The following is a 25,691-nucleotide window of genomic DNA, read 5'->3' as shown; positions in this document are numbered from 1 at the left end:
TGCGCCGGAATGTTCTAAGCTAAAATCGGGTACGGATTCGATTTTCTCATCTATTCATCCGATCGACCATACAATCGATATCAACCGAAGGAGGGGAGTCATGGCAACCGATTTGACCATCATGCTCGAAGATCGTCCTGGGGAATTGGCGAAAGCAGGAAAGGCCCTCGGAGACGCCGGAGTCAACATCGAAGGCTTGAGCGGCGTGACCGTCGCAGGCGAGGGCGAGGTCCACGTCCTGGTCGAAGACGCGGCTGCGGCGCGGAAAGCGCTCGGAGGCGCGGGAATCCGGGTTAAAGCAGAAAACGATGTGCTGATCCTGGATGTGGAAGACAAGCCGGGAACGTTGGGTGAGGTCGCGGGGAAACTCGGCGATGCGGGCGTGAACCTAAACCTGGCCTATCTGGCCACGAACACGCGTCTGGTTCTCGGGGCAGACGATCTCGCTGCCGCCCGCAGCGTGCTCGACGAATAATCTCGCTGCGCCGAACAAACGAATGGAATATGTGATGCGGCCGCCTTTTTCCATCGCGGGCGGCGGTAGTGGAGCATGCATGGGCAGCGTCAAATTCGATCGGGCGTTTGACGAGAACCCGCGCTTGTGCTATCATCTCGGACAATTGAATATCACTCGATGAGAAATACTCATCCAGAGAGGTGGAGGGATCGGCCCTGTGAAACCTCGGCAACCAAGCAGTTCGATTGCTATGGTGCCAATTCCGACAGACCCTCAGCGGGTACTGGGAGATGAGAGTGGCGTAATTGCACACAAGAGCCGCTTCAACCGGTATGATGGGCTGAGACGGCTCTCATATTTTTCCCCTCTCTGTAACCAATCGACGATTCTCGGAAATGCGCGCCTGCTGCGGCGAATTTCGTTTCCGCTGTTGGCAAGCAGATCGCCTGGATCGCGGATGAACCAGGAGGAAAAACCATGAAGCAGCATCACTCGACGCGTGCCGTGCATGCCGGCGAACAGCGGCCGAAGCCCTTCGGCGCGGTGACGACGCCGATCGTGCAGACCTCGACCTATTCCTTTACCGACACGGATGAAATTCTGGACTTCATGCACGCCAAATCGAACGGGAGCGCGAACGTGCGTAATGAATACGGGCGTTACAGCAATCCCACGCAAACGGTCGCTGAACGGAAACTCGCCGATCTCGATGGCGGTGAAAAGGCTTTGCTCTTCGCCAGTGGAATGTGCGCTATCACCACGACCATGGCGGCACTCTTGTCCGCCGGCGATCATCTCTTGATGGCCTTCGACTGCTATCACCGGACCCGCGATTTCGCCACCGGATTTCTCGCGCACTGGGGTGTCACCTCGACGATGGTGCCTGCCGCAGATCCGCAAGCACTGGAAAAGGCGATCTCGCCGGAAACGCGCCTGATTTTCGTCGAGACGCCCACCAACCCGTACCTGCGAATTCAGGACATCGAGCACGTGGCCGCGTTGGGGAAGCGATCCGGCATAACCACGATGGTGGACTGCACTTTCGCCACGCCGATGAATCTTCGTCCACTCGAATTCGGCATCGACCTCGTGGCGCACAGTGCGACGAAATATTTGGGCGGCCATAACGATCTGCTCGCCGGCGTCGTTATCGGTGGGCGCAAGCTTCTGCAGCCGGTGTTGGACGCACGCGGCGTGATGGGCGGCATCAGCAATCCGCTCGATGCTTATCTACTGGTGCGCGGTCTGAAGACGCTCGCCCTGCGGGTCCAGCGCCAGAATGAGAATGGAATCAAAGTGGCGCAGTACCTGGAGGCCCATCCCGCAGTGAAACGTGTCTACTATCCCGGTCTGCCGAGTCATCCGGATTACGAGGTCGCCCAACGGCAGATGGAAGGCCATGGGGGCGTCGTCAGTTTCGAGATCGACAGCGATTTCGAGGGCACCGGGCGGTTCATCGATCGCCTCCGCTTGCCGTACATTGGGCCGACTCTCGGCGGCGTGGAGAGCATCATCGAACAACCTGCGGCGCTGTTCTCCCTCGACGCGCAGGAACGTAAGGCTGCGGGTCTATCCGACAGTCTGGTGCGTTACGCCCTGGGCATCGAAGACGCCGAGGATATCATTGCGGATCTGGATCAAGCTTTGGCTGATTTCAAGCAATGAAATTGTTTGAACAAATAATTTTAAGGTTGTAGATTAACACCTGCCAAAGAATTGATGTATAATACACTCCCGATATGGCTGTATCGGGATCACAAAGCGCTACACAGCGCCTCTGTCGCATCGAAGTCACCTCACCGCTCTCAACACGCGGTGAGGTTTTATCGTCCCAGCTCCCCTCGATCGGAATCCACCAACCCGTGTCCATCAGAGTTCGTGATCTTTATTTCCTGAAAGGTCGTTTCACGGATGAAGCTCCCAGGGAAATCGCCGAACGGTTGATTTGCGACCCGGTCACAGAGCAGTACGACTTCACCTTGTCCGATTCGGACACGATCGGGTCCGCTCGGTCCGTAGAAGGTAACGTACGCGTGATCGAGGTCGGTTTCCTGCCCGGTGTGACGGACAACGTGGCCAACGAGCTCCTGCGCGCCATCCATCGTCTCGAGAATGGGGGCGTGGAAGCGGTCGCCACAGGAGAGCGCTACGAACTCGAAGGAAAATTGACCCACGCTGAAATGGAGCAAATCGCCGAGGCCTTTCTCTTCAACGACGTTATCCAGCGCTACGCCATCGGCGAGATGCAGCCTGAGTTCGTCGTTCAGGAGGGCGAAATCGTCCCCCCGACGTACATCGATCTGGTTGGGATGAATGAAGACCAACTGCAGGCGGTGAACCTCGAACGGCGTTTGGCACTGGACATGGAAGAATTGAAAGCGATTCAAGCCTATTTCGCCGCCGAGAATCGACCGGCGACGGACGGCGAACTCGAGACCCTGGCGCAGACCTGGTCGGAACACTGTGTGCATAAGACGTTTCGAGCGCAGATCGACTGCGAGTACGAGGCGGGCTTCGATCGTCAGACCCGTCCCGAGCATTTCCCGGACATGATCTTTTCGATCCTGCGGACGTACCTGATGGCTGCGACGGAGAAAATCGACGCGCCCTGGGTGCGATCCGCGTTCGTGGACAACGCCGGTGTGATCGAATTCGACGACGAATATGACCTTTCCTTCAAGGTCGAGACGCACAATCATCCCTCGGCGATCGAGCCCTTCGGCGGCGCCAACACCGGCATCGGCGGGGTCGTACGCGACGTGCTGGGCGTGTCGCATCGTCCGATTGCCAGCACGGACGTGCTGTGTTTTGGTCCCGCCAACATGAATCGGGAAGATTTGCAGGCAGGTGTACTTCACCCGGAACGCATTCGCGAGGGGGTTGTGCACGGCATAGAGGATTACGGCAACAAATTGGGTTTGCCGACTGTGAACGGCGCAGTGCTCTACCATCCGGGCTACACGGCCAATCCACTGGTTTACTGCGGATCGATTGGTATTGGTCCGCGTGATGCGCATCCCAAAAATCCCCAACCGGGCGATCGCGTCATCGTCATCGGGGGACGCACGGGACGGGACGGCTTGCGCGGGGCGACCTTCAGCAGCCAGCCAATGGACGCGCAGACCGGCAAGGTCGCCGGATCGGCGGTTCAGATCGGCGACCCGATCACCGAGAAAGGTGTGATCGAAGTCGTGACTTGCGCCCGGGACGCCGGGTTGTACAACGCTGTTACGGACTGCGGCGCCGGCGGCCTCTCCAGCGCGATTGGCGAGATGAGTTCAGAATTGGGCGCTCGCGTCGATCTGACCAACGTGCGTCTGAAATACGCCGGCCTCGAGCCGTGGGAAATTTGGCTCAGTGAAGCCCAGGAACGAATGGTTCTCGCCATCCCACCGGCCTGTGTCCCCGCATTGGTCGAATTTTGTGATCGATACTGGGTCGAGTGGGAAGACGTCGGTGAATTCGTCGCCAGCGGACGACTGCAGGTCAGTTGCGGTGAGACATCGATCATCGATCTGAGTAACGAATTCCTGCACAACGGCCGGCCGCAACGAAGCCTGAAAGCGTATTTCCGGGCAAACGGCAGCAGCACCGTCGAAGAGGAGGCGCGAAGCGCAGTCGCCGTTTCGAATGCAGAGGAATTGCTCCTGGGGCTGCTCGGGCACGCGGACATCGCATCCAATGAGGACATCATCCGGCGCTACGACCACCTGGTGCGCGGCGCCACTGTCGTCGGCCCGTGGGTGGGCGAATTAGGAGACGGCCCTTCCGATGCGGCCGTGTTGAAACCCCTGGAGACCGAAGGTTGGAAGGGATTCGTACTGGCAAACGGGGTGAAGCCGTCGCTAAGTCGTTACGATGCTTATGCCATGGCCGTGAGTTCGATCGATGAGGCCGTCCGCAACGCTGTTGCCGTAGGCGCCGATCCGCAGCGCATCGCCCTGCTGGACAATTTCTGCTGGGGGAATCCCCGCGATCCGGAACAATTGGCGGGGTTGATCCGCGCCTCGCAGGGCTGTCACGATGCGGCGATTCACTATGACACACCGTTCATCTCGGGAAAAGACTCCCTGAACAACGAGTACGTCGGCAAGGATGGCGAGCATCATGCCATTCCGGGGACGCTGTTGATCTCGAGCATCGCCATTCTTCCGGACGTGCGCAAAGCCGTGAGTATGGATCTGAAAGCTGCAGGAAATCAGATGTTCCTCGTTGGCCAATGGCAGCCGGCTTTGCTCGGCGGGTACGCTTTGAAACTGGCCGATGCCGAATATTTCGGAAACGTCGATGCGTGCCAGCAGGTGCCCGGATTGGCAGAAAACGCACCCCGGGTATATGCAGCCTTCCATCGGGCCGTGCAGGAGGGCCTCCTGCGCGCTGCGCACGATCTCAGCGAAGGCGGCATGGCAGTCGCTGCCGCGGAAATGGCGCTGGCCGGGAGATCGGGTCTAAACCTGGATCTCACGGATCTGCACGCCGATGCCAACCTGGCGCTGTTTGCAGAAACCAACAGCTGTCTGCTCGTCGAAGTCGCCGAGAAAGACGCCGCGGCGTTCGAAAACCATTTCGAGGGGCTGCCGCTGTTACACATTGGGAGCGTTCGAGACGATTCCAGGCTCGTGATCGAGCACGGCGGAAACACGATCGTCAATCTCCCGGTCGAGAATCTCGTGCAAGCTTACACGAAAAAGAGCAGCGATGTCGCAAGTTAAAGTATTGATATTACACGCGCCGGGCACCAATCGCGACGGCGATCTTGCGGAAGCGGTCGCCAGAGCGGGCGGAGAGGTCGTCATCATGCCCCTCTCTGCGCTGCGCAGCAGCAATGGCGATTGGCGAGAATTCGGGATGCTTGCGCTTCCCGGAGGCTTCTCTTACGGCGATGCACTGGGTGCCGGCCGTCTCTTTGCCCTCGACCTCGAAACCTGGTTTGCGGATTTCATGCGCGCCTTCATCGACGACGGCAGACCCGTGATCGGCATTTGCAACGGATTTCAGGCCCTGGTCAAGGCGGGTTTCCTGCCGCAAGGCGGTGTGCACGCGACCCTTACGTTCAACGCCAGCGGCCGCTTCGAATGCCGTTGGGTACATCTGCAAGGGAATCGGACCAATCCATCTCTCTGGCTGCAGGACCTGGATGCGGTTCTCTGTCCCGTAGCGCACGGCGAAGGTCGCTTCATCGTGGATCAGGGCGACGTGCTGCCGGAGCGCCAGATTGCATTTCGCTACGTTCACCCTTCGGGAAAGGCGGCAAACGGTGATTATCCGGCCAATCCCAATGGTTCGGTAGGCGACATTGCCGGCATCACGAACCCGGAAGGCAACGTGATTGGACTTATGCCTCATCCCGAGGATCACATCCATCCCTATCAGCACCCTCACTGGCTCCGAGCGGGAAATGGTTCTATGGGGTTAAAGCTATTTGAGAACGGTCTTAAAATAGCTTAAGTCCGCAACATAATCTTACAGTCGAGTGTTCGATGGACGAGTACGATCGCTATCAATCCTTTTTTAGCTGGCGTTATGGTTCCGATGCCATGCGTCTACTCTGGGCCGAACGCACCAAGCGGCGCTTGTGGCGCGAAATCTGGGTGGCCGTCGCACGCGTGCAGGCTGAGTTGGGCTTGGTCGAACAGGATCAGGTCGATGACCTGCAGGCGCACGAGGATGACATCGATATCCCTCGCGCTTTGGAGATTGAAAAGGATATCGGGCACGACGTGATGGCCGAGGTGAGAGCGTTTGCCGAGAAAGCGACGGTCGGCGGCGGCGTGATCCATCTGGGATTGACCTCCATGGACGTCGTGGATAATGCCGATGCCCTCCGCATGCGGCGATCGCTCGATCTGATCCTCGAGCGTTTCATCCCGGTTCTCGACCGCCTGGCCGAGCAGATCGAATCGCATGCGGACACTCCCGTGATGGGCTTTACCCATCTGCAGCCGGCGGAGCCGACGACCCTGGGCTATCGCCTGGCGAGCTATGCGCAAGATTTGCTGGCTGACTGGAATCACCTTCGCCAACTGCGGGCATCGCTGCGCGGGAAAGGTTTCAAGGGGGCCGTGGGAACAAGCGCTTCCTTCATCGATTTGTTGGGGGAAGAAAACGCAGCGCGCTTCGAGCAGCGCCTTTCGGAAATTCTCGATTTACCATTTTACGAGGTGACCACCCAGGTTTACCCGCGCAAGCAGGACTACGACATACTCTGTGCATTGGCGGGATTGGGCGCCTCGCTGCATAAATTTGCCTTCGATTTACGCTTCTTACAATCGCCCCCGGTGGGTGAGATGTCGGAACCGTTCGGGAAAAAGCAAGTGGGTTCAACGGCGATGCCATTCAAGAAGAATCCCGTCGCCTCCGAGAAAACGGACTCGCTGGCCCGTTTGTTGGCGCAGTATCCGCGCGTGGCCTGGGATAACGCGGCCTTGTCGCTGCTCGAACGCACCCTGGACGACAGTGCCAACCGCAGGACGACATTGCCGGAAGCGTTTTTAATCGCTGATGAACTTCTCCTGACCGTGAACGAGATCCTCGGCAGTTGGGTGATCCAGGAAGCCGGCATCGAGCGCAATTTCGAGCGCTACGCGCCGTTCGCCGCGCTCGAGGCCGTACTGATGGCTTTGAGTCGGGCGGGCGCCGACCGGCAGGAGATGCACGAACGTTTACGCGAACACGCCATGGCGGCCTGGGAGCTGGTCGTGCGTGGAGAGCCCAATCCGTTACCGGAACGCGTGCAAAAAGATGAGGAACTGCAGCGCTATCTTTCCGAAAAGACACTTTCTACGTTGATGCGGTCAAAGGAGAGATTGGGATTCGCACCCCAGAGAGCTCGCAGTATGGCGGCGCGTATCCGTACCCGGCATTCATCCACAGGAACGGAAGCATGAATCAAGACGATTTCATCCAGGCTGTCGAACATCCATTCCGGGAAACGCAGCTGCCGCTGCCCGACCGGCATACGGGCAAGGTGCGGGATTTGTATGCGCTCGAAAACGGCGAACTGCTGCTGGTGACGACGGACCGTCTCTCCGCTTTCGATCGTGTTCTTGGCTTGGTGCCTTATAAAGGGCAAGTACTCAACCAGCTTTCCGTTTTCTGGTTCGACAAGACGGAAGAGATCGTTCCCAATCACAAGCTCCGCGTTCCCGATCCCAATGCGATGCTGGCGCGTACGGCCAAAACGCTGCCGGTGGAGGTCGTCGTCCGCGGCTACATCACAGGCGTGACCAAAACCGCACTCTGGTACCGCTACGATCTGGGCGAGCGGACGATCTACGGGCATACGTTTCCGGACGGTATGCGCAAGAACCAGGCGCTTCCAGAACCGATCATCACCCCCACGACCAAAGGCGGACCGGGAACCCACGACGAGCGTCTGACCTGCGCCGAGGTCGTCGAGGGCGGCCATCTGGATGCCGCGCTCTGGGATCAAGTGCAGCACGCCGCCCTGGAAGTCTTTCGCCTGGGGCAGAAAATCGCCCGGGAGGCCGGCTTGATTCTGGTGGATACGAAGTACGAGTTCGGCCTGGACGCGAACGGCGAAGTGATCCTCATCGACGAAGTACACACGGCCGACTCCTCCCGCTTCTGGCTGGCGGACAGCTACCAGGCGCGGTTTGAGGCGGGTGAAGAACCGGTGAACTACGACAAGGAATTTTTACGTCTGGATTACGCCGCCAAGGGTTACCGCGGCGACGGCGAGCCGCCGGAAATGGGCGAAGCGTTCTGGCTGCGGGTCGCCGAGCGTTACGTGTCGCTTTACGAAAAGCTGACCGGCGAGACTTTCCGCCCGGGGGATTACCCGGTTGGGCCGCGCCTGGAGGCGAATTTACGTGCGGGTGGAATCCTGCATTAAGGAATCAGGTAATCCTATGGCATCAGAACCGCTCGTTGTGATCTTGATGGGTTCTCCCTCGGATCGAGAGCACGTGGGCCAGATCGTGGCTGTGCTGGAATCGATGAAAATCGAGTGCGTGCAGCGAATCGCATCGGCCCACAAAACGCCGCAGCGCTTGCTCGATCTGCTGGCCGAGTACGAGAGTGATCCGCGCCAAAAGGTCTACCTCACCGTAGCAGGACGCAGCAACGCCTTGAGCGGCATGGTGGACGCCAATGTCAGCGCGCCGGTCATCGCCTGCCCGCCGGTTGGCAGCAGCTTCGCCGGTGCGGATTTGTATTCATCGCTGCGCATGCCCGGCGGCGTTGCGCCTATGGTCGTTCTCGAGCCGGAGAACGCGGGGTTGGCCGCAGCAAAAATCTTGGGATTGTCCTCTGCGGAGATCGCCGCAGCGGTTCGCCGCCGTCAGGAAGAACAACGCAAGCGGTTGGCGGCGGCCGATACCGAATTCGGAGGTTGATGGATCGTGTCTGAGGTAAATCTGCGCCGGTATACAGGGTCAATGTTTTCGGACCAGCCGCACGAGGCGTGCGGCATATTCGGGATCGACTCCCCGCGTGAAGAAGCCGTCCAATTCACGTATTACGGCTTACATGCCGTGCAGCACCGTGGACAGGAGTCGGCAGGCATTGCCGTCAGTGATGGGCTTTCGATCGATGTCGAAAAGCGCATGGGGCTGGTCGATGGCCTATTTTCCGACAACGAGATCAATACGTTGACTGCGAAACTCGCCATCGGCCACACGCGCTACAGCACGACCGGCGGCTCGAGCCTGCAGAACGCCCAGCCGTTTCTGCTCGAAACACGTCACGGACCCGTCGCGTTGGCGCACAACGGGAACCTGGTGAACGCCGACGCGCTGCGCGAAAAGCTGCTGACGAACGGCATGGGATTGACCTCCAGCTCGGACAGCGAAGTGATGGTACTCATGTTGGCCGGCGCTCCCGGCGACACCTGGCTGGACCGCCTGGCGCATGCGATGCAGGATTGGGTGGGAGCGTATTCGCTCGTCATTCTCACCGTCGACGGCGTCTTTGCCGCTCGCGATCCGTGGGGGCTGCGCCCGCTGACGGTCGGATTGCTGCCGGAAGGCGGCCACGCGGTTTGTTCGGAAACCAGCGCATTGGACATCATCGGATGCGAGGCGGTGCGCGAAGTCCGTCCGGGAGAGGTGGTGGCGCTGCACGATGCGGCGTTGATCGTGCGTCAGGCGATAGAACCAGCCAAACCATTGGCCTTGTGCACATTCGAGCATATTTACTTCTCACGTCCGGACAGCGTTTGGGACGGCCAGGTCGTCTACCAGGTGCGCCGGCGCATCGGCCGCGAGTTGGCCCTGGAGGGCAACGTCGACGCGGACATGGTCGTACCGGTGCCTGATTCCTCCATCCCTGCTGCCATGGGTTACGCCGAAGAAAGCGGCATTCCGTTCGAGATGGCCCTGGTGAAGGATTCTTACGTCGGGCGAACTTTCATCCGACCGGAACAGGACAAGCGCGAGCGCAGCGTATATATGAAATTCAACCCCATCCGCAGCGTGCTGGAAGGGAAGCGAGTGGTGCTGGTGGATGATTCGATCGTGCGCGGCACAACCGCGCGCCGCCTGGTCAACACCCTGCGCGATGCGGGTGCCGAGCAGGTCCACATGCGTCTCACCTGCCCGCCGCTCACGCATCCCTGCTTCATGGGTGTGGATATGCCCACGCGCGAGGAGTTGGTGGCTTCGTCGAATTCGGTCTCCGAAATCAACGACATACTGGGTACGGACAGCCTTCGTTTTCTTTCGCTGGAAGGCATGATGCGGGCGATTGGAAGCGAAAGCGGTTACTGCAACGCCTGTTTTACCGGCAAGTACCCCTTCGAGGTTATTGAGGAACTGGTGAAGGAACGGTTCGGATAATTCGGGGGAATCCGCAACCTGTAAAACGCACGTGAGGAGGAAGGCATGAACGTCCTGGTCGTCGGCTCAGGAGGGCGTGAGCATACACTGGCCTGGAAAATTTCCCAATCATCGCTGCTTTCCGAGCTGTATGCGTTGCCCGGGAATCCAGGGACGGCGCAAGTGGCGCAGAACTTGCCTGTTTCGGCGGACGACACGAACGCTATCGTCGAGGCGGCGATCGAGAAGGAGATCGAACTCGTCGTCGTGGGACCTGAAGTCCCGCTGGCGAACGGCATCACCGACGCCTTGATGGCGAAGGGGATTCGAGTGTTCGGCCCGACGGCGGCTGCCGCTCAATTGGAATCCTCCAAGGCGTTCGCCAAGACATTCATGCAGCGTCACGGTATTCCCACCGCTGGTTTTGAAGTCTTCGAGGAGTACGAGAAAGCGATCGACCACGTGCGCGGCCGCGGGATGGATTACGTGATCAAGGCTTCCGGTTTGGCTGCCGGGAAGGGCGTCATCCTGCCTGCCGATCCAGAAGAAGCGCAGCAGGCTCTCCGCGAGATCATGGTGGACGAACGATTCGGCGACGCCGGCGATCGTGTCGTGATCGAAGACAAACTCGCCGGCCGGGAAGTGTCGCTGCTGGCTTTCAGCGATGGACGCGACATCTTGCCCATGCCCACCGCGCAGGACCACAAACGTTTGTTGGATAACGACCGCGGGCCCAACACCGGCGGTATGGGGACCTTCTCGCCGTCTCCGAGTATGACGGCTGCAGAAATCGAGGATGCCTGCAGGCGCATGCTGCAGCCCGTCATCGACGGTATGCGGGAAGAAGGCAATCCGTTCGTCGGCGTGCTGTACGGCGGCTTGATCCTGACCGAATCAGGCGTTCAGGTGTTGGAATACAACTGCCGTTTCGGTGATCCCGAAACCCAGGTGATTCTGCCCCTGCTCGAGTCTGATCTGCTGGAAATCATGCTGGCCTGCGTGGAGGGCAATCTTGCCCAGACGGCTCCGAGCGTGCGTTGGAGCGACGGTGCGGCATTGTGTGTGGTGCTGGCTTCGGGCGGTTATCCGGGAACGTACAAGAAAGGAATCGAAATTACCGGGCTGGATTCCCTGCCGGACGATGTGTGGGCGTTTCACGCCGGGACGACGCAGAAGAACGGCGCCATCGTCACCAACGGCGGGCGGGTGCTGGGCGTGACCGCTCGCGGCCCGGACATCGATGAGGCACGAAAGATCGTGTATGCCGGCATTGAAAAGATCCGCTTTGAGGGGATGCAGTACCGCAACGATATCGCCAAACCGGCTTCGGCCTACGCGGCGGCGGGCGTCGACATCGATGCCGGAAATCGTGCCGTGACGTTGATGAAAAGAGCCGTGGAATCGACCCACGGAGCGGAAGTACTTGCCGGTGTGGGCGCGTTCGGCGGCTTGTTTCAGGCGACCCGGGTTTCCAGGATGAGGGACCCCGTGCTTTCCGGGTCGACGGACAGCGTGGGCACGAAGGTGATGCTCGGCGTGCAGCTGGGTCGCTATCACGACCTCGGCGTAGATCTTGTCAATCACTGCATCAACGACATTCTCGTGCAGGGCGCCCGGCCGCTGTTCTTTCTGGATTACATCGGCTGCAGCGCGACCGATCCGGACGTGGTCGCCGAACTGGTCGCCGGTGTGGCGGATGCCTGCCGCGAAGCGGATTGCGCCTTACTGGGCGGCGAGACGGCCGAACTCCCGGGGATGTACGTCGAGGGCCAGTTGGATTTGGCCGGTGCGGTCGTGGGAGTCGTGGAGCGCGAGGCGATTCTTCCCGGGGACGACATTCAGGCGGGCGACGTTCTCCTGGGGCTGGCATCTTCGGGGCCGCACACGAACGGCTTCTCACTCATCCGCCGGGTTTTCGCCGGCGAGGATTTGCCTGCTTACAGAATGGCGGACGGCAGCTCTCTGGCCGATGCCTTGTTGGCGCCGCATCGTTCTTATTTGCCGTATCTTTCGAATCTGCTCGATCTACCAGAGAGGCCGCTTAAAGCGTTGGTGCACATTACCGGTGGCGGCTTTTTTGACAACATACCCCGGGCATTACCCGAGAATCTGGGTGCACGGGTCGATAGCGGCGCGTGGACCGTCCCGCAGGTTTTTCAATTGATTCAAGACCGCGGCCGGATCGAACGCGAGGAAATGTATCGCGTCTTCAACATGGGCATCGGCATGATCGCCGTGGTCGACCCGGCCGACGTAAAGCTTGTGCGAGAAACCATTGCAGAGGACACATACGTAATCGGCGAAGTGTGCGCGGGGAACGATGTCGTTCTCGTGTAGCCGCTGACATAGAAGAGGGACCCTGTGGCAGAAAAGAAAAGGGATAACCGACTGGTCGTCCTGGCTTCCGGCTTCGGCAGCAACCTGCAGGCCATCATCGACGCCTGTGCGTCTAGCGACCTGGACGCCGAAGTCGCGGCCGTGGTTTGCGACCACAAAAATGCATACTCGCTGGAGCGAGCGGAGGAGGCCGGCATTCCCAGCCGCTACCATCCTTGGAAACCTTACAAGGAATCGGGAAAGAACCGCCGGGCGTACGATGCGGATTTGGCGAAAATCGTCGCCGAATTCGAACCCACCCTCGTGATTTTGGCGGGGTGGATGCGCGTACTCACCTCGGCATTCCTGGATCGATATCCCATGCGGGTCGTCAACCTGCATCCTGCACTTCCGGGAACTTACCCCGGAACGCACGCCATCGAACGCGCCTGGAACGATTTTCAAACCGGGGCGACCGACCAGACCGGTGTGATGGTGCATTACGTGCCCGATGAAGGCGTGGACGTCGGGCCCGTGATCGCGCAGGAGACCGTTCCGATTGACAAAGAAGATACACTCGAGTCCCTCGAGGAACGCATTCATCGAGTCGAGCACCGTTTGCTGGTCCAGGCCATTCGGCAAGCGTTGAATACCATCGAAATTCAGTAAGGAGTGAAATAATGTCAATTGCGTTGTTATCCGTTGCGGATAAATCGAAATTACCGGCCTTTGCCGAAGGACTGTCGTCATTGGGTTGGGAATTCATTGCCAGTGGGGGGACGGCAAAATTGCTGCGCGAAAACAAGATCGACGTGAAGGAAGTCGCGGACTACACCGGCTACCCGGAAATCCTGGGCGGCCGGGTCAAGACGCTGCATCCCGCAGTTCACGGCGGCATTCTTTCTCGCGAAAACGAGGCCGATACAGCCGACCTGGAAAAGATATCCGCAAAACCGATCGATTTGATCGCCGTCAACCTCTATCCATTTCGGGAGACGATCGCCAGGCCGAACGTGACTTTGGAGGAGGCCATCGAGAAGATCGACATCGGCGGTGTAGCTTTGCTGCGCGCTGCGGCTAAAAATTTCCAGCGCGTCACGGTTATCGTTGATACCGATGATTATGACCTCGTCCTGAAGGAGCTGCGCGAGAACGGGGAGACGAGTCCGGAGACGCGCCGCCGCCTGGCGGTGAAAGCTTTCGCCCACACCCAATCGTACGACGCAGCCATCAGCGCTTACCTGGCGCCCGGAGGAGCGCTCAACGTGCCGCTCTTCCCCATCCAGGAACTGCGCTACGGCGAAAATCCGCATCAATCGGCACTGCTGTACGGTTTTTCACCGGAAGCCGGACCGATGGGTGGAGAGCTGCTGCAGGGCAAACCGCTTTCGTACAACAACTTGCTCGATCTCGATGCTGCCTGGCGGGCTGCGATTTCGTTCGAGCGCCCGACGGTTTGCATCGTCAAACACCTTTCGCCATGCGGCCTGGCGTCGGCCGAGACGTTGGCTGCGGCCTACGATCCTGCGCTTGCTTCCGATCCGGTATCGGCGTTCGGAAGCGTGATCGCCGTGAATCGTGAGTTCGATCTGGCCGTGGCGAAGAAATTGGGCAAGTTATTCGTGGAGTGCATCATCGCTCCCGGCTTCAGCAAAGACGCGGCTGAAGTGTTATCCAAGAAGGGAAATCTCAGGCTGCTGCGGATGCCTTCGATGCAACTCGATCCGGATTACGAACTGCGCTCGGTCAACGCGGGGATACTACGCCAGGACATAGACATGGGAGATCCACCGAAGACCGATTGGCGCGTCGCAACCAAGCGCGAGCCCAGCGAAGAAGAATGGACCGGTTTGCGCTTCGCCTGGAAAGCGTGCCAGCACGTAAAATCCAACGCCATCGTCTTTAGCGTGGGCGAGGCCACTGTGGGGATCGGCGGCGGCCAACCCAACCGCGTCGACTGCGTGCGCATCGCAGCCACGCGGGCGGGGGATAAATCGAAAGGCGCCGTCATGGCTTCGGATGCTTTCTTCCCCTTCCCGGATTCGGTGGAGGAAGCGGCAAAGTACGGCATCACGGCCATCGTCCAGCCGGGTGGTTCCGTTCGTGACGATCAATCGATCGAAGCTTGCGACCGATTGAATATCGCCATGGTCTTCACAGGTGTGCGGCATTTCCGTCACTGAATAGTCGTGGGAGAGATCGGATGAACACTGAATTGTTCGAGCAGGGCGTTGCCCTGACGTTTGATGATGTTCTCGTGGTTCCGGGATACAGCCACGTGCTTCCCAGCGATACGGATGTCTCCGTGCAGCTTACGGAGAAGATTCGCTTGAACGTCCCCATTCTGTCGGCGGCCATGGATACCGTAACGGAAGCGAGACTGGCGATCGCGTTGGCGCGGCAAGGGGGGATTGGCGTCATACACCGCAATTTGTCGCCCGAAGATCAAGCGGCCGAAGTAGACAAGGTCAAACGATCGCAATCCGGCATGATCGTCGATCCGATCACCCTCAAACCCGACGCCACGATTCAGGAAGCCGAAGACATCATGTCCCACTATCACATCAGTGGAATCCCGATCGTTGAGGATGGCGACGTCCTCGTCGGGATTCTCACCAATCGGGACATTCGTTTCCTGAACGCAGAAAACTACCGCAGTCCGGTGCGGGAATACATGACCAGTGAAAAGCTGGTGACTGGGCCTGTCGGTATCGACATGAACGGCGCGAAGAGCTTGCTGCAGAAGTACCGCATCGAAAAATTGCCGCTCGTGGATGAGCAGGGGGTACTCAAGGGATTGATCACGGTCAAAGACATTCAGAAGGAACGCGACTTTCCGTTGGCTGCCACAGACGAGCGGGGAAGGTTGATGGTCGGCGCAGCGGTGGGGGTCAGAGACGGATCGGATAAACGCCTCGAAGGTCTGTTGGCGATGGACGTGGATCTGATTGCCGTCGACACGGCGCACGGTCACACCCGAGATGTCATCGAAGCCGTGAAACGCATCCGTAAAGTTGCCCCAGACCTGGCGCTGATCGCCGGGAACGTCGTCACGCCGGAAGGGACCAGGGCGCTGATCGAAGCGGGCGTCGACGTGGTCAAAGTTGGAGTCGGCGCCGGCTCGATATGCACCACGCGCGTCGTCGCCGGTGTGGGAATGCCGCAGCTTTCTGCCATTCATGCCTGCGCCAGGGCGGCGAAGGCGCACGGCGTCCCCATCGTGGCCGATGGCGGCATCAAATTCTCCGGGGACATCGTAAAGGCCATCGCTGCCGGGGCGAACGCCGTCATGCTGGGGAACCTGCTTGCCGGGCTGGAGGAATCACCTGGCGAAACGGTGCTTTTCGAAGGAAGGCAGTTCAAGGATTACCGGGGAATGGGCAGCATGGGCGCGATGAAGGGATACGGCCGGGATCGCTACGGTTCGGGAATCGTAGCATCGGGGAAGACCGTTCCCGAAGGAATCGAAGGCCGGGTTCCCTACAAGGGGCCATTGGAGGAATACGTCTATCAGCTCGTTGGCGGATTGCGATCCGGAATGGGATATGCGGGAGCGGAGAACCTCGAGGAACTGCAGCAGAATGCACGCCTGATCCGCATAACGAACGCCGGCCTCATCGAAAGTCATCCGCACGACGTTGTGATCACGAAAGAAGCGCCGAATTACCAGGTGATGTAGACCATTTGAGTCATCATACTAGGTTTCTTCCCCCGGATCGTATTTCGGGTCGCGCTGGTCGTTCTTACGTCGTGAAGTAAATCCGATCTCAAAACTGCGTGTCGAAATGCAGGGGTAAAGTGGATTCGACGGGATGACTATGCGTTTCGAGGAGCCACACCATGGGGAACGTGTTGGTGCTCTACTACAGCAATGAGGGATCGACGAAGAAAATGGCCGAGTACGTTGCGGAAGGTGCGCGCAGCGTTGCGGATATCCACGTGCGTCTGAAATCGACCGAGCAGGCCGGGCGGGAAGACGTGCTTTGGTGCGACGGAATGGCGGTTGGCTCGCCCACCTACCTGGGCACGGTTGCGGCGGAGATGAAGCAATTTTGGGAGGATCTGCTTCCCGTTTGGCAGAAGATCGACGGCAAAATCGGCTGTGCCTTCAGTTCGGAGGGCGGGTGGGGCGGCGGCGCTGAACTGACCTGCTTGGCGATGATGACGATCATGCTCAATTACGGCATGCTGGTTTTCGGGGTGACGGATTATTCCGGCGAGCAGTTCACGCTGCATTATGGGGCCACGCAAGCCGGAGACCCGCGCGGTGAGAAAGAGGTCGAGGCATGCCGCAGGCTGGGCAGACGCCTGGCGGAGTGGGTGGCGATCTATTTCGACGGCCGTAAGGATTTACACCCGGGAAAGGCGACCTACAAGCGTCTTCCGTGAGCCGTAAAGATCATCGGTGCTATCGTTACCGTGTTTTTGCTATTTCATTCCTGCTGCGGAATCGGTGTGTGCTGTGGAGTGGCAAGATGGTAGTATTGGTGTAAGATCAGATGTGGACCTGGCGGTTTTATAATACCGTGTTTATTTCAAGCGAAACGAAATACCTCTCTGTGGTTCTCGAGGAGCTGAGTCGATGGAAATCGCCATTCTCATTGTCGGAATCGTGATCCTGGGCGTTGTTCTTGCCTCAACTCTTTTGTTATCGCGTAGGGTGTCCTCCCTCAATGCGAAGATCGAGACGAATCTCGTCCAACGGAATGACCTGCAAGAATTGGACGAATTTCTGGACCGCTATGACCGGGATATCAATTTCCTGTCGACGATGATGACGCGGCAGTCCCACATCCATCCCGCTCGTTTCGAGCACGAATTTAAAATTCTCACCGAAATCTGGGATTCTCTGATTTCCTTCCGCAGGGCGACCAGCCTGATGAAACCGGAGATCATGAAAGATTCCCCCATCAAACCCGATGAACAGCGTAAAGCGGAGATCCTCGCAGCGTTCGCCACGGCGTATACCGATGTATACAAACGGATCGAACAGAATCGCCCCTTCTATCCGGCTGCGGTTTGCGAACAACTTTTGGGCCTGATCCGTTTGATGGAAGATGAAGGATTGGACGACTGGGGCAGGTCTCCTGATCCCCATCTTCGCGGTTTCGAGTCCGAATACTGGGAGATGGGTCTGGATAGCAAGAAGCGCATCACCACCGCGATCGACGGCATTTGCCAGGCAATCCGTGTACGTATTATGGGGTGATGCTTTTCCTCTCCAGCTCCTCAATCAGAACAGCCCAAATTTCCCCCGGTGGCGACAATCGAACGTTCGAAGATATGTTGAATTAAATGATATTCCGCTGTTCACTGGAAGATTTCTAAGTCTCGCGATGGAGAAATCTGGATTTCGATTTCCTTGTGAACTGCTACGAAAAGTGAAATAATGCTTCGCGGGGTGAACGCAGAATCAAATCACACTGAATATCTGTGAAATTCGAGCGTTAACCAGGGCTCCGGCGTGCCGTCATGAACAAAGATACTCGAAAAATATTGGGTTTTCCGTTTCATCCCGTGTTGTTTTGTGTGTATCCTATTCTTTACGTGTACACGCGAAACATCATGTTCATTCCTTTCGACCAAACTTACCGCTTTCTAGCAATCTCGCTTTGTTTCACGATTTGTTATTTATTGATTCTACGCATCCTCATGAAGTCCTGGGACAAGGCAGGCGTTTTAACCTCTCTGTTGTTGATCCAGCTTTTCTCATTCGGTCAAATCGCGAATGTAATCGAACAATGGATGTCACAGCAGGGTCACGCTTTGAATTATTCAATTCTGGCATGGTTGTGGCTGACCATCTATGCTCTGGCGTGCGCTGGCGTTGTCAAAGCGAAGGTGCCCCAAAACACGAGCGTGTATCTCAACTTGATCGGGATCGTGCTGGTCATCTTCCCTTTGACGTCTATTCTCTCGAGCATGACGGCAAGTGAACGCGGGGGCGAATCCGAGAATGAGATTCTTTCTGAAATTCGGGGGGAGGCGCAGGCTGTTTCCCCCCGTCACGAGACACCTTTACCCGAGATGCCGGACATCTATTACATCATCCTCGATGCTTATACGAGAGCCGACGTGCTGCGTGAATTCTATGATTATGACAATACTGTCTTCCTGGATGCATTGGAAGACCGCGGATTTTTCATCGTTGAAGAAAGCCGCTCGAATTACATGAATACTACGTACTCACTAAATACATCGTTGAATTTGTTGTATTTCCATGAGATTCCGCTGAGTATATTTCGTCAGGCGCGATACGACCTTCAAACGAACTACGTTAATCAATTCTTGCGCGACCAGGGTTACAAAGTCGTCGTTTTCGACTCGGGGACCGGAGACACGAATAATCAGTACGCCGACATCTTTCTCTCTCCAAATCCACCGCGGGCCGATAACGGACATGATCTGAATCCTTTCGAACACTTGATGCTGCGAACGACGATCGCATTACTGTTTTACGAACAAGATTTTCAAAGTGAATCCACTGCACGAATTAGTGAAGGGTTCATCAACTCGGTCAATCATGAGCTGGATGTTCGACGCGAACGCATCCGTTTTACGTTGAATCACCTGTCAGATTACGCGACACGGGATGGGCATTATTTCGTGTTCGCGCACATATACTTACCTCATTTTCCGTTTCTCTACGGACCCAACCAAAAGGCGCTGGAGTACCATCAGAATGTCAATTTATTTTGGTACGAGGTTGAACCCGAAAACTACGTCGAATTCTACGGGTATCAATTGGATTACCTGAATCAAGCACTCATGCCCACCATTGATTCCATATTGGCGAACACCGAAAAGCCGTTGGTGATCATCATCCAGGGTGATCATGGAGACGAAAAATACTTGGATTGGGACGCGCCGGATGCGCGCGGCGTAAACGCGCGTTCAATAGTCAGTATCTGAGTCTCTTGATTCGAAGTGACCGTAATCTATCTGCGCCGAATTCGATATCTGCTTACCTGGGCCGCCTTGATGTCCGCTCTGTCGCTTGGGTTATGGTAAGCGTTTCAAGAAGAATGTGATTGATCTATCCGTTTTGTTGACGACAACCTCGGAGAAGAGAATTGCAGGAAAATCCATCAGAACTCAATGCACCATGTAGTTTGTATTGCGGCGTTTGTAGAATCCATCAAGCGACTTTGGAAAACGATCTGAGCTACTTGAAAAGGTTGGGCAAGCTCTACGCACGTCGCTTTCCCCAGATTTCCGCCTTGCCCGTGGAGGAATTGCTTTGCGATGGCTGCCTGTCATCCAGGCGCTTTCCTTCTTGCCAGGTCTGTGCGATCCGGGACTGCACGCAATCCAAGGGGATCGAAGGCTGTCATGCCTGTGGGGATTTCCCGTGTGAACGGATCGAGGAATTTCCGATCCCTGCGGGAAAGAAAGCCATTCTGCGCGCCGTCCCGGACCGGCGGGAACATGGAACCAGAGCCTGGATTCGATCTGAAATCGACCGGTACCGCTGCCCGGCTTGTGGGGAACGCTTGTTTCGAGGCGTGAAACAGTGCTCGGCATGCCGCGTGAGTGTGGATCTGGATTGAGCGTAACGGGTCATTTCCTTCGAAGATCTCGCCGGGAAAATTTCCAATCGGGATCGTCCCGCGTAACCTCGTGCGATTTGGTGTTAACAAACAAGGAATTGGCTTTTTAATTACGGCGTGATGCTGAAATCCATCAATCTGGAGTATGGTTATGAATCGTAGTTCGGACCTGCGTTTATCGTTTGTGGACGTGCTTTGGCCGGGAACCGGACTGGTGCGGGAGATCATCTGGATCGGCGGCGGTGTCTTGTTGACTGCGCTGTTGACCAGAATAGAAATCCCACTTACACCGGTTCCGATCACCGGGCAGACGTTTGCTGTTTTGCTCGTGGGGGCTCTGCTGGGCAGTAAACGGGGTGCTTTAAGCATGATCACCTACATAGGAGCTGGTTTGATCGGGGCGCCGGTATTTTCGCGCGGGGGCTGGGGATTGTCCCATCTTGCAGGTCCTACTGGCGGCTACCTGGTGGGTTTCGTGATCGCTGCCTTTCTGGTCGGGAAATTGAGCGAACGTGGCTGGGATCGCCGGTTCATCCGCACGCTGCTTGCCATGTCCCTCGGAACGATCGCGATTTACGTTGCGGGCTGTCTGTGGCTGACGCAATTCGTAGGTTGGAATGCGGTGTTGGAAGTTGGCGCACTTCCTTTTCTCGTCGGCGACGGGCTGAAGGTTGTGCTTGCCGCAATCGCACTACCCTCCGGGTGGGTGGTTTTGAGCCAGCAGTCGCAGGGATTCCGGCCGTCCGAAAAGCGTTAGGTAGGAATTCGTGTTCGTCTGCCAAAACATCCGCTCGGTCATTATCTTCGACTGACGTTCCTCTTGTTGTGCTCCTTTATGGCTGCCCGTCAACGCGTTTCAAAGGCTGTGTCCGGATCGATACGTTTTTTAACTTTGAGAGATGCGTGAGACCTATTACCCATCTCGAACTCGTCCTGCTTATTGTAGAATGATTAATGCCACCAGTCGGGAGGACGAGTCAAAGTGGCAGTTTTCGAAGACGAAACGTGCGACACCGAATTCGACTATGCCAAGGGAGCAGAATTATCACAGCCAAAAGCTGTGGTCCTGGTGCTCACGGGGGCGGAGCTTGGGAAACGATTCCCCCTGAACGGCAGGCCGGCGATTATCGGACGCAATCCCGCAAAAGCGAACATCGTCATCTCCGACCGAACCGTTTCCGGCATTCATTCCCGCATCGATTTCAACCCTCGAAGTCAACAATACACGATTACCGATTTGCAGAGTAGAAACGGTATCCTGGTCAATTTTGAAAAAAGGGATACATCCGAACTGAACAACGGGGATAAAATTTTCGTTGGTGCTACGGTGTTGAAATTCACCTACGAAGACGACTTCGAGGTCAAGTTCCACACGAAGCTCAACGAGATCATGAACATCGACGATCTCACGGGGCTTCCCGTAAAGCGTATTCTCGATCGCGAATTCAAGTTGGAATTCTTCCGCTGCAAACGTAACGGGAAGAAATTGTCACTCTTGATGATGGACATGGATGGATTGAAACGTATCAATGACAGCCACGGTCACTTGATGGGATCCTTTTCCATCTCCGAATCGGGAAAGATCATTCGGAAAACGATCGGACGAAAAGGTGTGGCGAGTCGCTACGGCGGTGATGAGTTCATCGCGTTCTTGCGTAACACGCCGCTTTCGAAAGCAGAGACGATCGGCGAGTCGATTCGTACGAAAATCGAGGGACACAATTTCACGCGAAACAACGTTTGTATACAACCCACGATCAGTATCGGCGTCGCCGAAATCTCCACCGATATGCAAGCGCCGGAAGACCTGGTCAAACTTGCGGACGAAGCGCTTTACCGGGCCAAGGAAGCTGGCCGCAACACGGTTTCTCGATAAATTAAGCACCCACTCCCCGCACGACATTCAGACACTGAACTCCTCTTCCATCAGCCATCATCTGACTTTCAAGATCATCAATCGCTATCCGGAATAACCATCGTGGCTTTCCCAACAGGGCGTTTCTGCATCCTGATGGATTGGATTTTATAGGGGCAGGTCTCAATCCTGCCCCTACAGGATGAATGATTGAGCAGGGATCCTCATCCTGCTGCCCAGGTTTCCAATTTACGTATAAATATCGACAGCGGATACATTCCAGTCGTCAATGGCATCCGTTACTGAGGCCGTCTGATGATCATCTCGGACGGCCCATTTATTACTTCCTTTGGGCACCCGAATCCGAACATGTGGTCTATTTACAGACAACTTACGGATCAAACACAATCAACCGATTTCCAAATATAGTGAATAGTGTCAATCGGTATCAAACCGATGAGATGGATTGCACGCCATTGCAATCGTCACGGAACAGGATGTGGATAGCGTAGGCAAAGGATCGTAACGATGAAGCCTGCTCATACACGGCTCTACACTGCGAGAGAGGCCGCCAGCTACCTGGGGGTCAGTCTCGCCACTTTGAATCGGGTTGAAAGGGATGGCCATCTCGTGCCATTCCGGACCCACGGCGGACATCGTCGCTACAGCAAGGCGATGCTGGACGAATATCTCGAGAGTAACAAAGAACGTTGGTTGAAGGGCGGAGAGGGCGGATGATCCTCGTCGAATCCGCATTCGGTTTCGAGGTTCGCTGGAAGCCGCAACGTGTTGTGGCGAACGGCCGACCTCAGTAGGTAGGAATGGTATTTATGGCCACAGAAGCGGAAACTCCATCAGAAACGAAAGACGCGGAGCCCACCATCAAGGGGGGAGCAAAATCGACGAACCCGCAAATCAGCGCGGGCGGAATCGTACTCTCGACGGTGTATCACGGATTGTTCGAGCCCCTGCAATCGATCAGCGGCTACATCGAACTCATCCTGGACGGCAAGGTGCCCGACCCAAGGCAGCGCATGGAGTTCTTGCGTATTTCCTATCGCGAGTCGCAATACCTGGCGAATCGCTTCCGGGATCTGATTGTTGCCTCTTCGATCGAGACGGGCGAGTTTGAACTCAAACTCGCGAAGTACTCCATGGAGACGCTCATCCGGCGTTGTATACAACAATTGATGTTCAAGGCGGATGCCAAAGGTATTCACCTCCAGGACAGCACCTCGGAACTTCCGACGGTGGAAGGCGACGAAAGTCTGATCAACACTGCAATGTTGGACATCCTGGATACGCTGATTAAATTCGCCCCTTCCAATTCAAGAGTAACGGTAAACGCCGGGTTGGAGGACGATCAATTGATCGTTCGAACTACTGACAGCGGCGGTGGTATGACGAAGGAAGATTTGGCGAAGTTGGGCCGCCAATCCGCCGATTCGTCCGATCCTCGCACGGGCGCAACCGCGGGATTGGGTTTGGGGCTGGCGATTGCCAGGCACATCGTCGAAGCGCACGGCGGACGTATATGGTTTGAGGAAGCCCAGGGTGGGGGGAGTTCACTCAATTTCAAGCTGCCGCTCAAGGCAAAGGTCAAGAAAATCAAGCGTCCGGTTTCGACGAATCCGAAGATATTGATCGTCGATGACGAGCCGGCGTTCCTGCACGTGATCGAGTACGCCTTGCAGCACGAAGGCTATGAGACGCTCAAGGCCGGCAACGGCATCAAGGCCCTGGAATTCGTCGAGAACGAGCAAGTTGATCTCGTGATCCTGGACGTCATGCTGCCGGGCATGGACGGGTATGAAGTCTGTCACCGCCTGCAGGCAAAGCCCCAGACGGCAGACATTCCCGTGCTGATGATTTCGGCCAAGTCCCGCGTGGAGGACAAAGCCACCGCGATGCGGGTGGGCGCCAGGCTTTACCTCGAAAAACCGTTCGGCATGGGAGATCTCGTCAGTGCCGTGAAGCAACTGCTTGCCGGTACGGATGGCCAGGATGGAGACAAAGATGGCATACCAATCGTCAGCGAATAATCCGCTCCCAAGCCAGTCGCTGGGCCAGGTCTTGATCGATTCGAAACTGATCACCGCAGAACAATTGGGCCGGGCACGGGAAATGGAAAAAGCCTCCGGCAAACGGTTGGGCAGTATTCTCATCGATAACGGCTGGGTGAATCCGGAAAGCCTGGCGATGGCGTTGAGCCTGCATTTGAGTTTGCCCCTGATTGACTTGAAGCGGCACCTCGTCCAGGCGGAGGCGCTGAAAAGCATCCCGGAGGACATCGCCCGGAAGCGTCATCTCGTCCCACTCGACATCGTCGACGGCGCGCTCGCGGTCGTCATGGAAGACCCTACGGATATCGAAGCGATCGAGGAGCTTACCGCACGCTCCGGGAGACGGGTTTTACCGCTAGTGGGTGTGCGTGCGGACATTCATTCTGCGATCGATCTCAACTATCGTGCCCGGGACGAGATCGAGAAAGAGATCGCAGAGTTTGCGCCTTCGGTCGATTACGCCCTGCCGGAGGAAATGACTCTGGTTTCGGACGAAATCGATCAGGACCCGGTCGTGCGATCTGTCGATTTGATGCTCGAGCAGGCTTACCGGGATCGGGCTTCGGACATTCACATTGCTCCGGATCGCGATGGGGTTAAAGTTCGATTCCGCATCGATGGGGCGATGCGCGAGATACTTTCGCTGCCCAAGGGCAGCCATTTGCCGCTCCTCTCGCGGATCAAAGTTCTGGCGGACATCAACATCGCTGAACGCAGACGTCCGCAGGATGGGCAATTCGCGCGCACGTTCGACGGCGAGGAAGTATTCTTCCGCGTAGCGACCAGCGATACGACGTGGGGTGAGATGGTCGTCCTTCGTCTCCTGGGGCGCTCGGACACGATCCTGGATTTGCCTGGACTCGGTTTTCTGCCGGCGCCGTTGACCAGTTTCAACAGCATGATTCGCGCACCTTTTGGTATGGTGCTGGTTTGCGGTCCGACGGGAAGCGGGAAAACGACCACACTCTACGCAGCACTCAATCAACTCGATCGCGCCGAACTTCATATTCTGACGATCGAGGATCCTGTGGAATACAACTTTCCGGGAATCAACCAGATCCAGGTCAACCGCGCTGCGGGAATCGTCTTCGCTTCCGGCTTGCGCGGCATCATGCGCCTGGACCCCGACGTGATCATGGTAGGTGAAATACGTGACAGCGAGACGGCGAACACGGCGGTGCAAGCCGCGTTGACGGGTCACATGGTGCTCTCCTCGATTCACGCCAACGATGCCCCGGGCGCTTTAATCCGATTGGCCGATCTCGGCGTCGAACGTTATCTGTTGGTATCGAGTGTGGTGGGAATCGTGGCGCAGCGTCTCGTGCGGCAGATCTGTCCGCACTGCCGCATTGAAAAAGAACCCACGCTTCAAGAGCGAGCTGCATACCGCGAGGCGATGGGACAAGAACTGGTGAGTTGCTACGTGGGAGAGGGCTGTAATTTTTGCGGCCAGACGGGTTATCTGGGCCGAACCGGCGTTTTCGAAGTTCTGACGGTGGGCGATTCGATTCGCGAACTGCTGCTGCGTTCAGCGAGCGCCTCTGAAATGAAGGCCGAAGCGACGCAGCGCGGGATGATCCCCATGCGGCGCGACGGGATGCTGAAGGTCAAACAGGGTGTGACCACTCCGAGTGAGGTCATGAAGAATGTTTATACGTTGGGATGATCCGTGGA

At 57.1% G+C, this 25,691-nt stretch carries 21 protein-coding genes and 1 riboswitch; all 21 genes read left to right on the top strand.

Annotated features, from left to right (window positions below):
* Window positions 1–100 precede the first annotated feature (100 nt).
* The 21 genes from P8Z34_08880 to P8Z34_08780 all read left to right on the top strand — a co-directional run bounded on the left by P8Z34_08880 (window position 101) and on the right by P8Z34_08780 (window position 25,683).
* Complete coding sequence (locus P8Z34_08880; GenBank protein ID MEJ2550782.1) at window positions 101–475, top strand: ACT domain-containing protein; 375 nt, start codon at window positions 101–103, stop codon at window positions 473–475.
* A 167-nt stretch (window positions 476–642) separates the two neighbouring features.
* A riboswitch (SAM riboswitch) is annotated at window positions 643–754 on the top strand.
* A 180-nt stretch (window positions 755–934) separates the two neighbouring features.
* Complete coding sequence (locus tag P8Z34_08875) at window positions 935–2,122, top strand: aminotransferase class I/II-fold pyridoxal phosphate-dependent enzyme (GenBank protein ID MEJ2550781.1); 1,188 nt, start codon at window positions 935–937, stop codon at window positions 2,120–2,122.
* Between the two features lie 197 nt (window positions 2,123–2,319).
* Window positions 2,320–5,169 (top strand): phosphoribosylformylglycinamidine synthase subunit PurS, encoded by a 2,850-nt coding sequence (locus tag P8Z34_08870; GenBank protein MEJ2550780.1) that lies wholly within the window; start codon window positions 2,320–2,322, stop codon window positions 5,167–5,169.
* Window positions 5,156–5,905 (top strand): phosphoribosylformylglycinamidine synthase I, encoded by a 750-nt coding sequence (gene purQ, locus P8Z34_08865; GenBank protein ID MEJ2550779.1) that lies wholly within the window; start codon window positions 5,156–5,158, stop codon window positions 5,903–5,905. The genes P8Z34_08870 and purQ overlap by 14 nt, the downstream gene beginning before the upstream one ends.
* A 32-nt stretch (window positions 5,906–5,937) precedes the next feature.
* Window positions 5,938–7,344: an adenylosuccinate lyase gene (gene purB, locus P8Z34_08860; protein ID MEJ2550778.1), complete on the top strand. Its 1,407-nt coding sequence runs from the start codon at window positions 5,938–5,940 to the stop codon at window positions 7,342–7,344.
* Entirely contained in the window at window positions 7,341–8,312 is a 972-nt protein-coding gene (locus P8Z34_08855; GenBank protein ID MEJ2550777.1) for a phosphoribosylaminoimidazolesuccinocarboxamide synthase, read from the top strand. The genes purB and P8Z34_08855 overlap by 4 nt, the downstream gene beginning before the upstream one ends.
* A gap of 16 nt (window positions 8,313–8,328) precedes the next feature.
* A complete protein-coding gene (locus tag P8Z34_08850) occupies window positions 8,329–8,814 on the top strand; it encodes a 5-(carboxyamino)imidazole ribonucleotide mutase (protein MEJ2550776.1) in 486 nt (161 codons plus the stop codon).
* 6 nt (window positions 8,815–8,820) lie between these two features.
* Window positions 8,821–10,254 (top strand): amidophosphoribosyltransferase, encoded by a 1,434-nt coding sequence (gene purF, locus P8Z34_08845; GenBank protein ID MEJ2550775.1) that lies wholly within the window; start codon window positions 8,821–8,823, stop codon window positions 10,252–10,254.
* A 45-nt stretch (window positions 10,255–10,299) separates the two neighbouring features.
* Complete coding sequence (gene purD / locus P8Z34_08840; GenBank protein MEJ2550774.1) at window positions 10,300–12,570, top strand: phosphoribosylamine--glycine ligase; 2,271 nt, start codon at window positions 10,300–10,302, stop codon at window positions 12,568–12,570.
* Window positions 12,571–12,594: 24 nt separating this feature from the next.
* Window positions 12,595–13,218, top strand: coding sequence for a phosphoribosylglycinamide formyltransferase (gene purN / locus P8Z34_08835; protein MEJ2550773.1), 624 nt, complete (start codon window positions 12,595–12,597; stop codon window positions 13,216–13,218).
* A gap of 11 nt (window positions 13,219–13,229) precedes the next feature.
* Window positions 13,230–14,732 carry a bifunctional phosphoribosylaminoimidazolecarboxamide formyltransferase/IMP cyclohydrolase gene (purH, locus tag P8Z34_08830; GenBank protein ID MEJ2550772.1) on the top strand — a complete coding sequence of 501 codons (1,503 nt, stop codon included), beginning with the start codon at window positions 13,230–13,232 and terminating at the stop codon, window positions 14,730–14,732.
* Between the two features lie 20 nt (window positions 14,733–14,752).
* Complete coding sequence (gene guaB / locus P8Z34_08825; protein ID MEJ2550771.1) at window positions 14,753–16,228, top strand: IMP dehydrogenase; 1,476 nt, start codon at window positions 14,753–14,755, stop codon at window positions 16,226–16,228.
* 161 nt (window positions 16,229–16,389) lie between these two features.
* The gene (locus P8Z34_08820; GenBank protein ID MEJ2550770.1) at window positions 16,390–16,938 is read left to right on the top strand and encodes a flavodoxin domain-containing protein; all 549 of its coding nucleotides are present in this window, start codon (window positions 16,390–16,392) and stop codon (window positions 16,936–16,938) included.
* Window positions 16,939–17,131: 193 nt separating this feature from the next.
* On the top strand, window positions 17,132–17,758 hold the full coding sequence (locus P8Z34_08815) for a hypothetical protein (protein MEJ2550769.1): 627 nt from the start codon (window positions 17,132–17,134) through the stop codon (window positions 17,756–17,758).
* Between the two features lie 263 nt (window positions 17,759–18,021).
* Complete coding sequence (locus tag P8Z34_08810) at window positions 18,022–19,461, top strand: hypothetical protein (GenBank protein ID MEJ2550768.1); 1,440 nt, start codon at window positions 18,022–18,024, stop codon at window positions 19,459–19,461.
* A 200-nt stretch (window positions 19,462–19,661) separates the two neighbouring features.
* A complete protein-coding gene (locus P8Z34_08805) occupies window positions 19,662–20,099 on the top strand; it encodes a DUF3795 domain-containing protein (protein MEJ2550767.1) in 438 nt (145 codons plus the stop codon).
* 151 nt (window positions 20,100–20,250) lie between these two features.
* The gene (locus P8Z34_08800; GenBank protein ID MEJ2550766.1) at window positions 20,251–20,856 is read left to right on the top strand and encodes a biotin transporter BioY; all 606 of its coding nucleotides are present in this window, start codon (window positions 20,251–20,253) and stop codon (window positions 20,854–20,856) included.
* Window positions 20,857–21,081: 225 nt separating this feature from the next.
* Window positions 21,082–21,975 (top strand): GGDEF domain-containing protein, encoded by an 894-nt coding sequence (locus tag P8Z34_08795; protein MEJ2550765.1) that lies wholly within the window; start codon window positions 21,082–21,084, stop codon window positions 21,973–21,975.
* 507 nt (window positions 21,976–22,482) lie between these two features.
* Window positions 22,483–22,692, top strand: a complete 210-nt coding sequence (locus tag P8Z34_08790) for a helix-turn-helix domain-containing protein (GenBank protein ID MEJ2550764.1) — start codon at window positions 22,483–22,485, stop codon at window positions 22,690–22,692.
* A 92-nt stretch (window positions 22,693–22,784) separates the two neighbouring features.
* Entirely contained in the window at window positions 22,785–23,996 is a 1,212-nt protein-coding gene (locus tag P8Z34_08785; protein ID MEJ2550763.1) for a hybrid sensor histidine kinase/response regulator, read from the top strand.
* Window positions 23,971–25,683: a GspE/PulE family protein gene (locus P8Z34_08780; protein ID MEJ2550762.1), complete on the top strand. Its 1,713-nt coding sequence runs from the start codon at window positions 23,971–23,973 to the stop codon at window positions 25,681–25,683. Before P8Z34_08785 ends, P8Z34_08780 begins: the two co-directional genes overlap by 26 nt.
* Window positions 25,684–25,691: the final 8 nt, after the last annotated feature.

The sequence above is a fragment of the Anaerolineales bacterium genome, assembly GCA_037382465.1.
GTDB lineage: Bacteria > Chloroflexota > Anaerolineae > Anaerolineales > E44-bin32 > WVZH01.
Note: the sequence above shows the minus strand (reverse complement) of the source record. Positions and strands in the feature narration are given on the sequence as shown.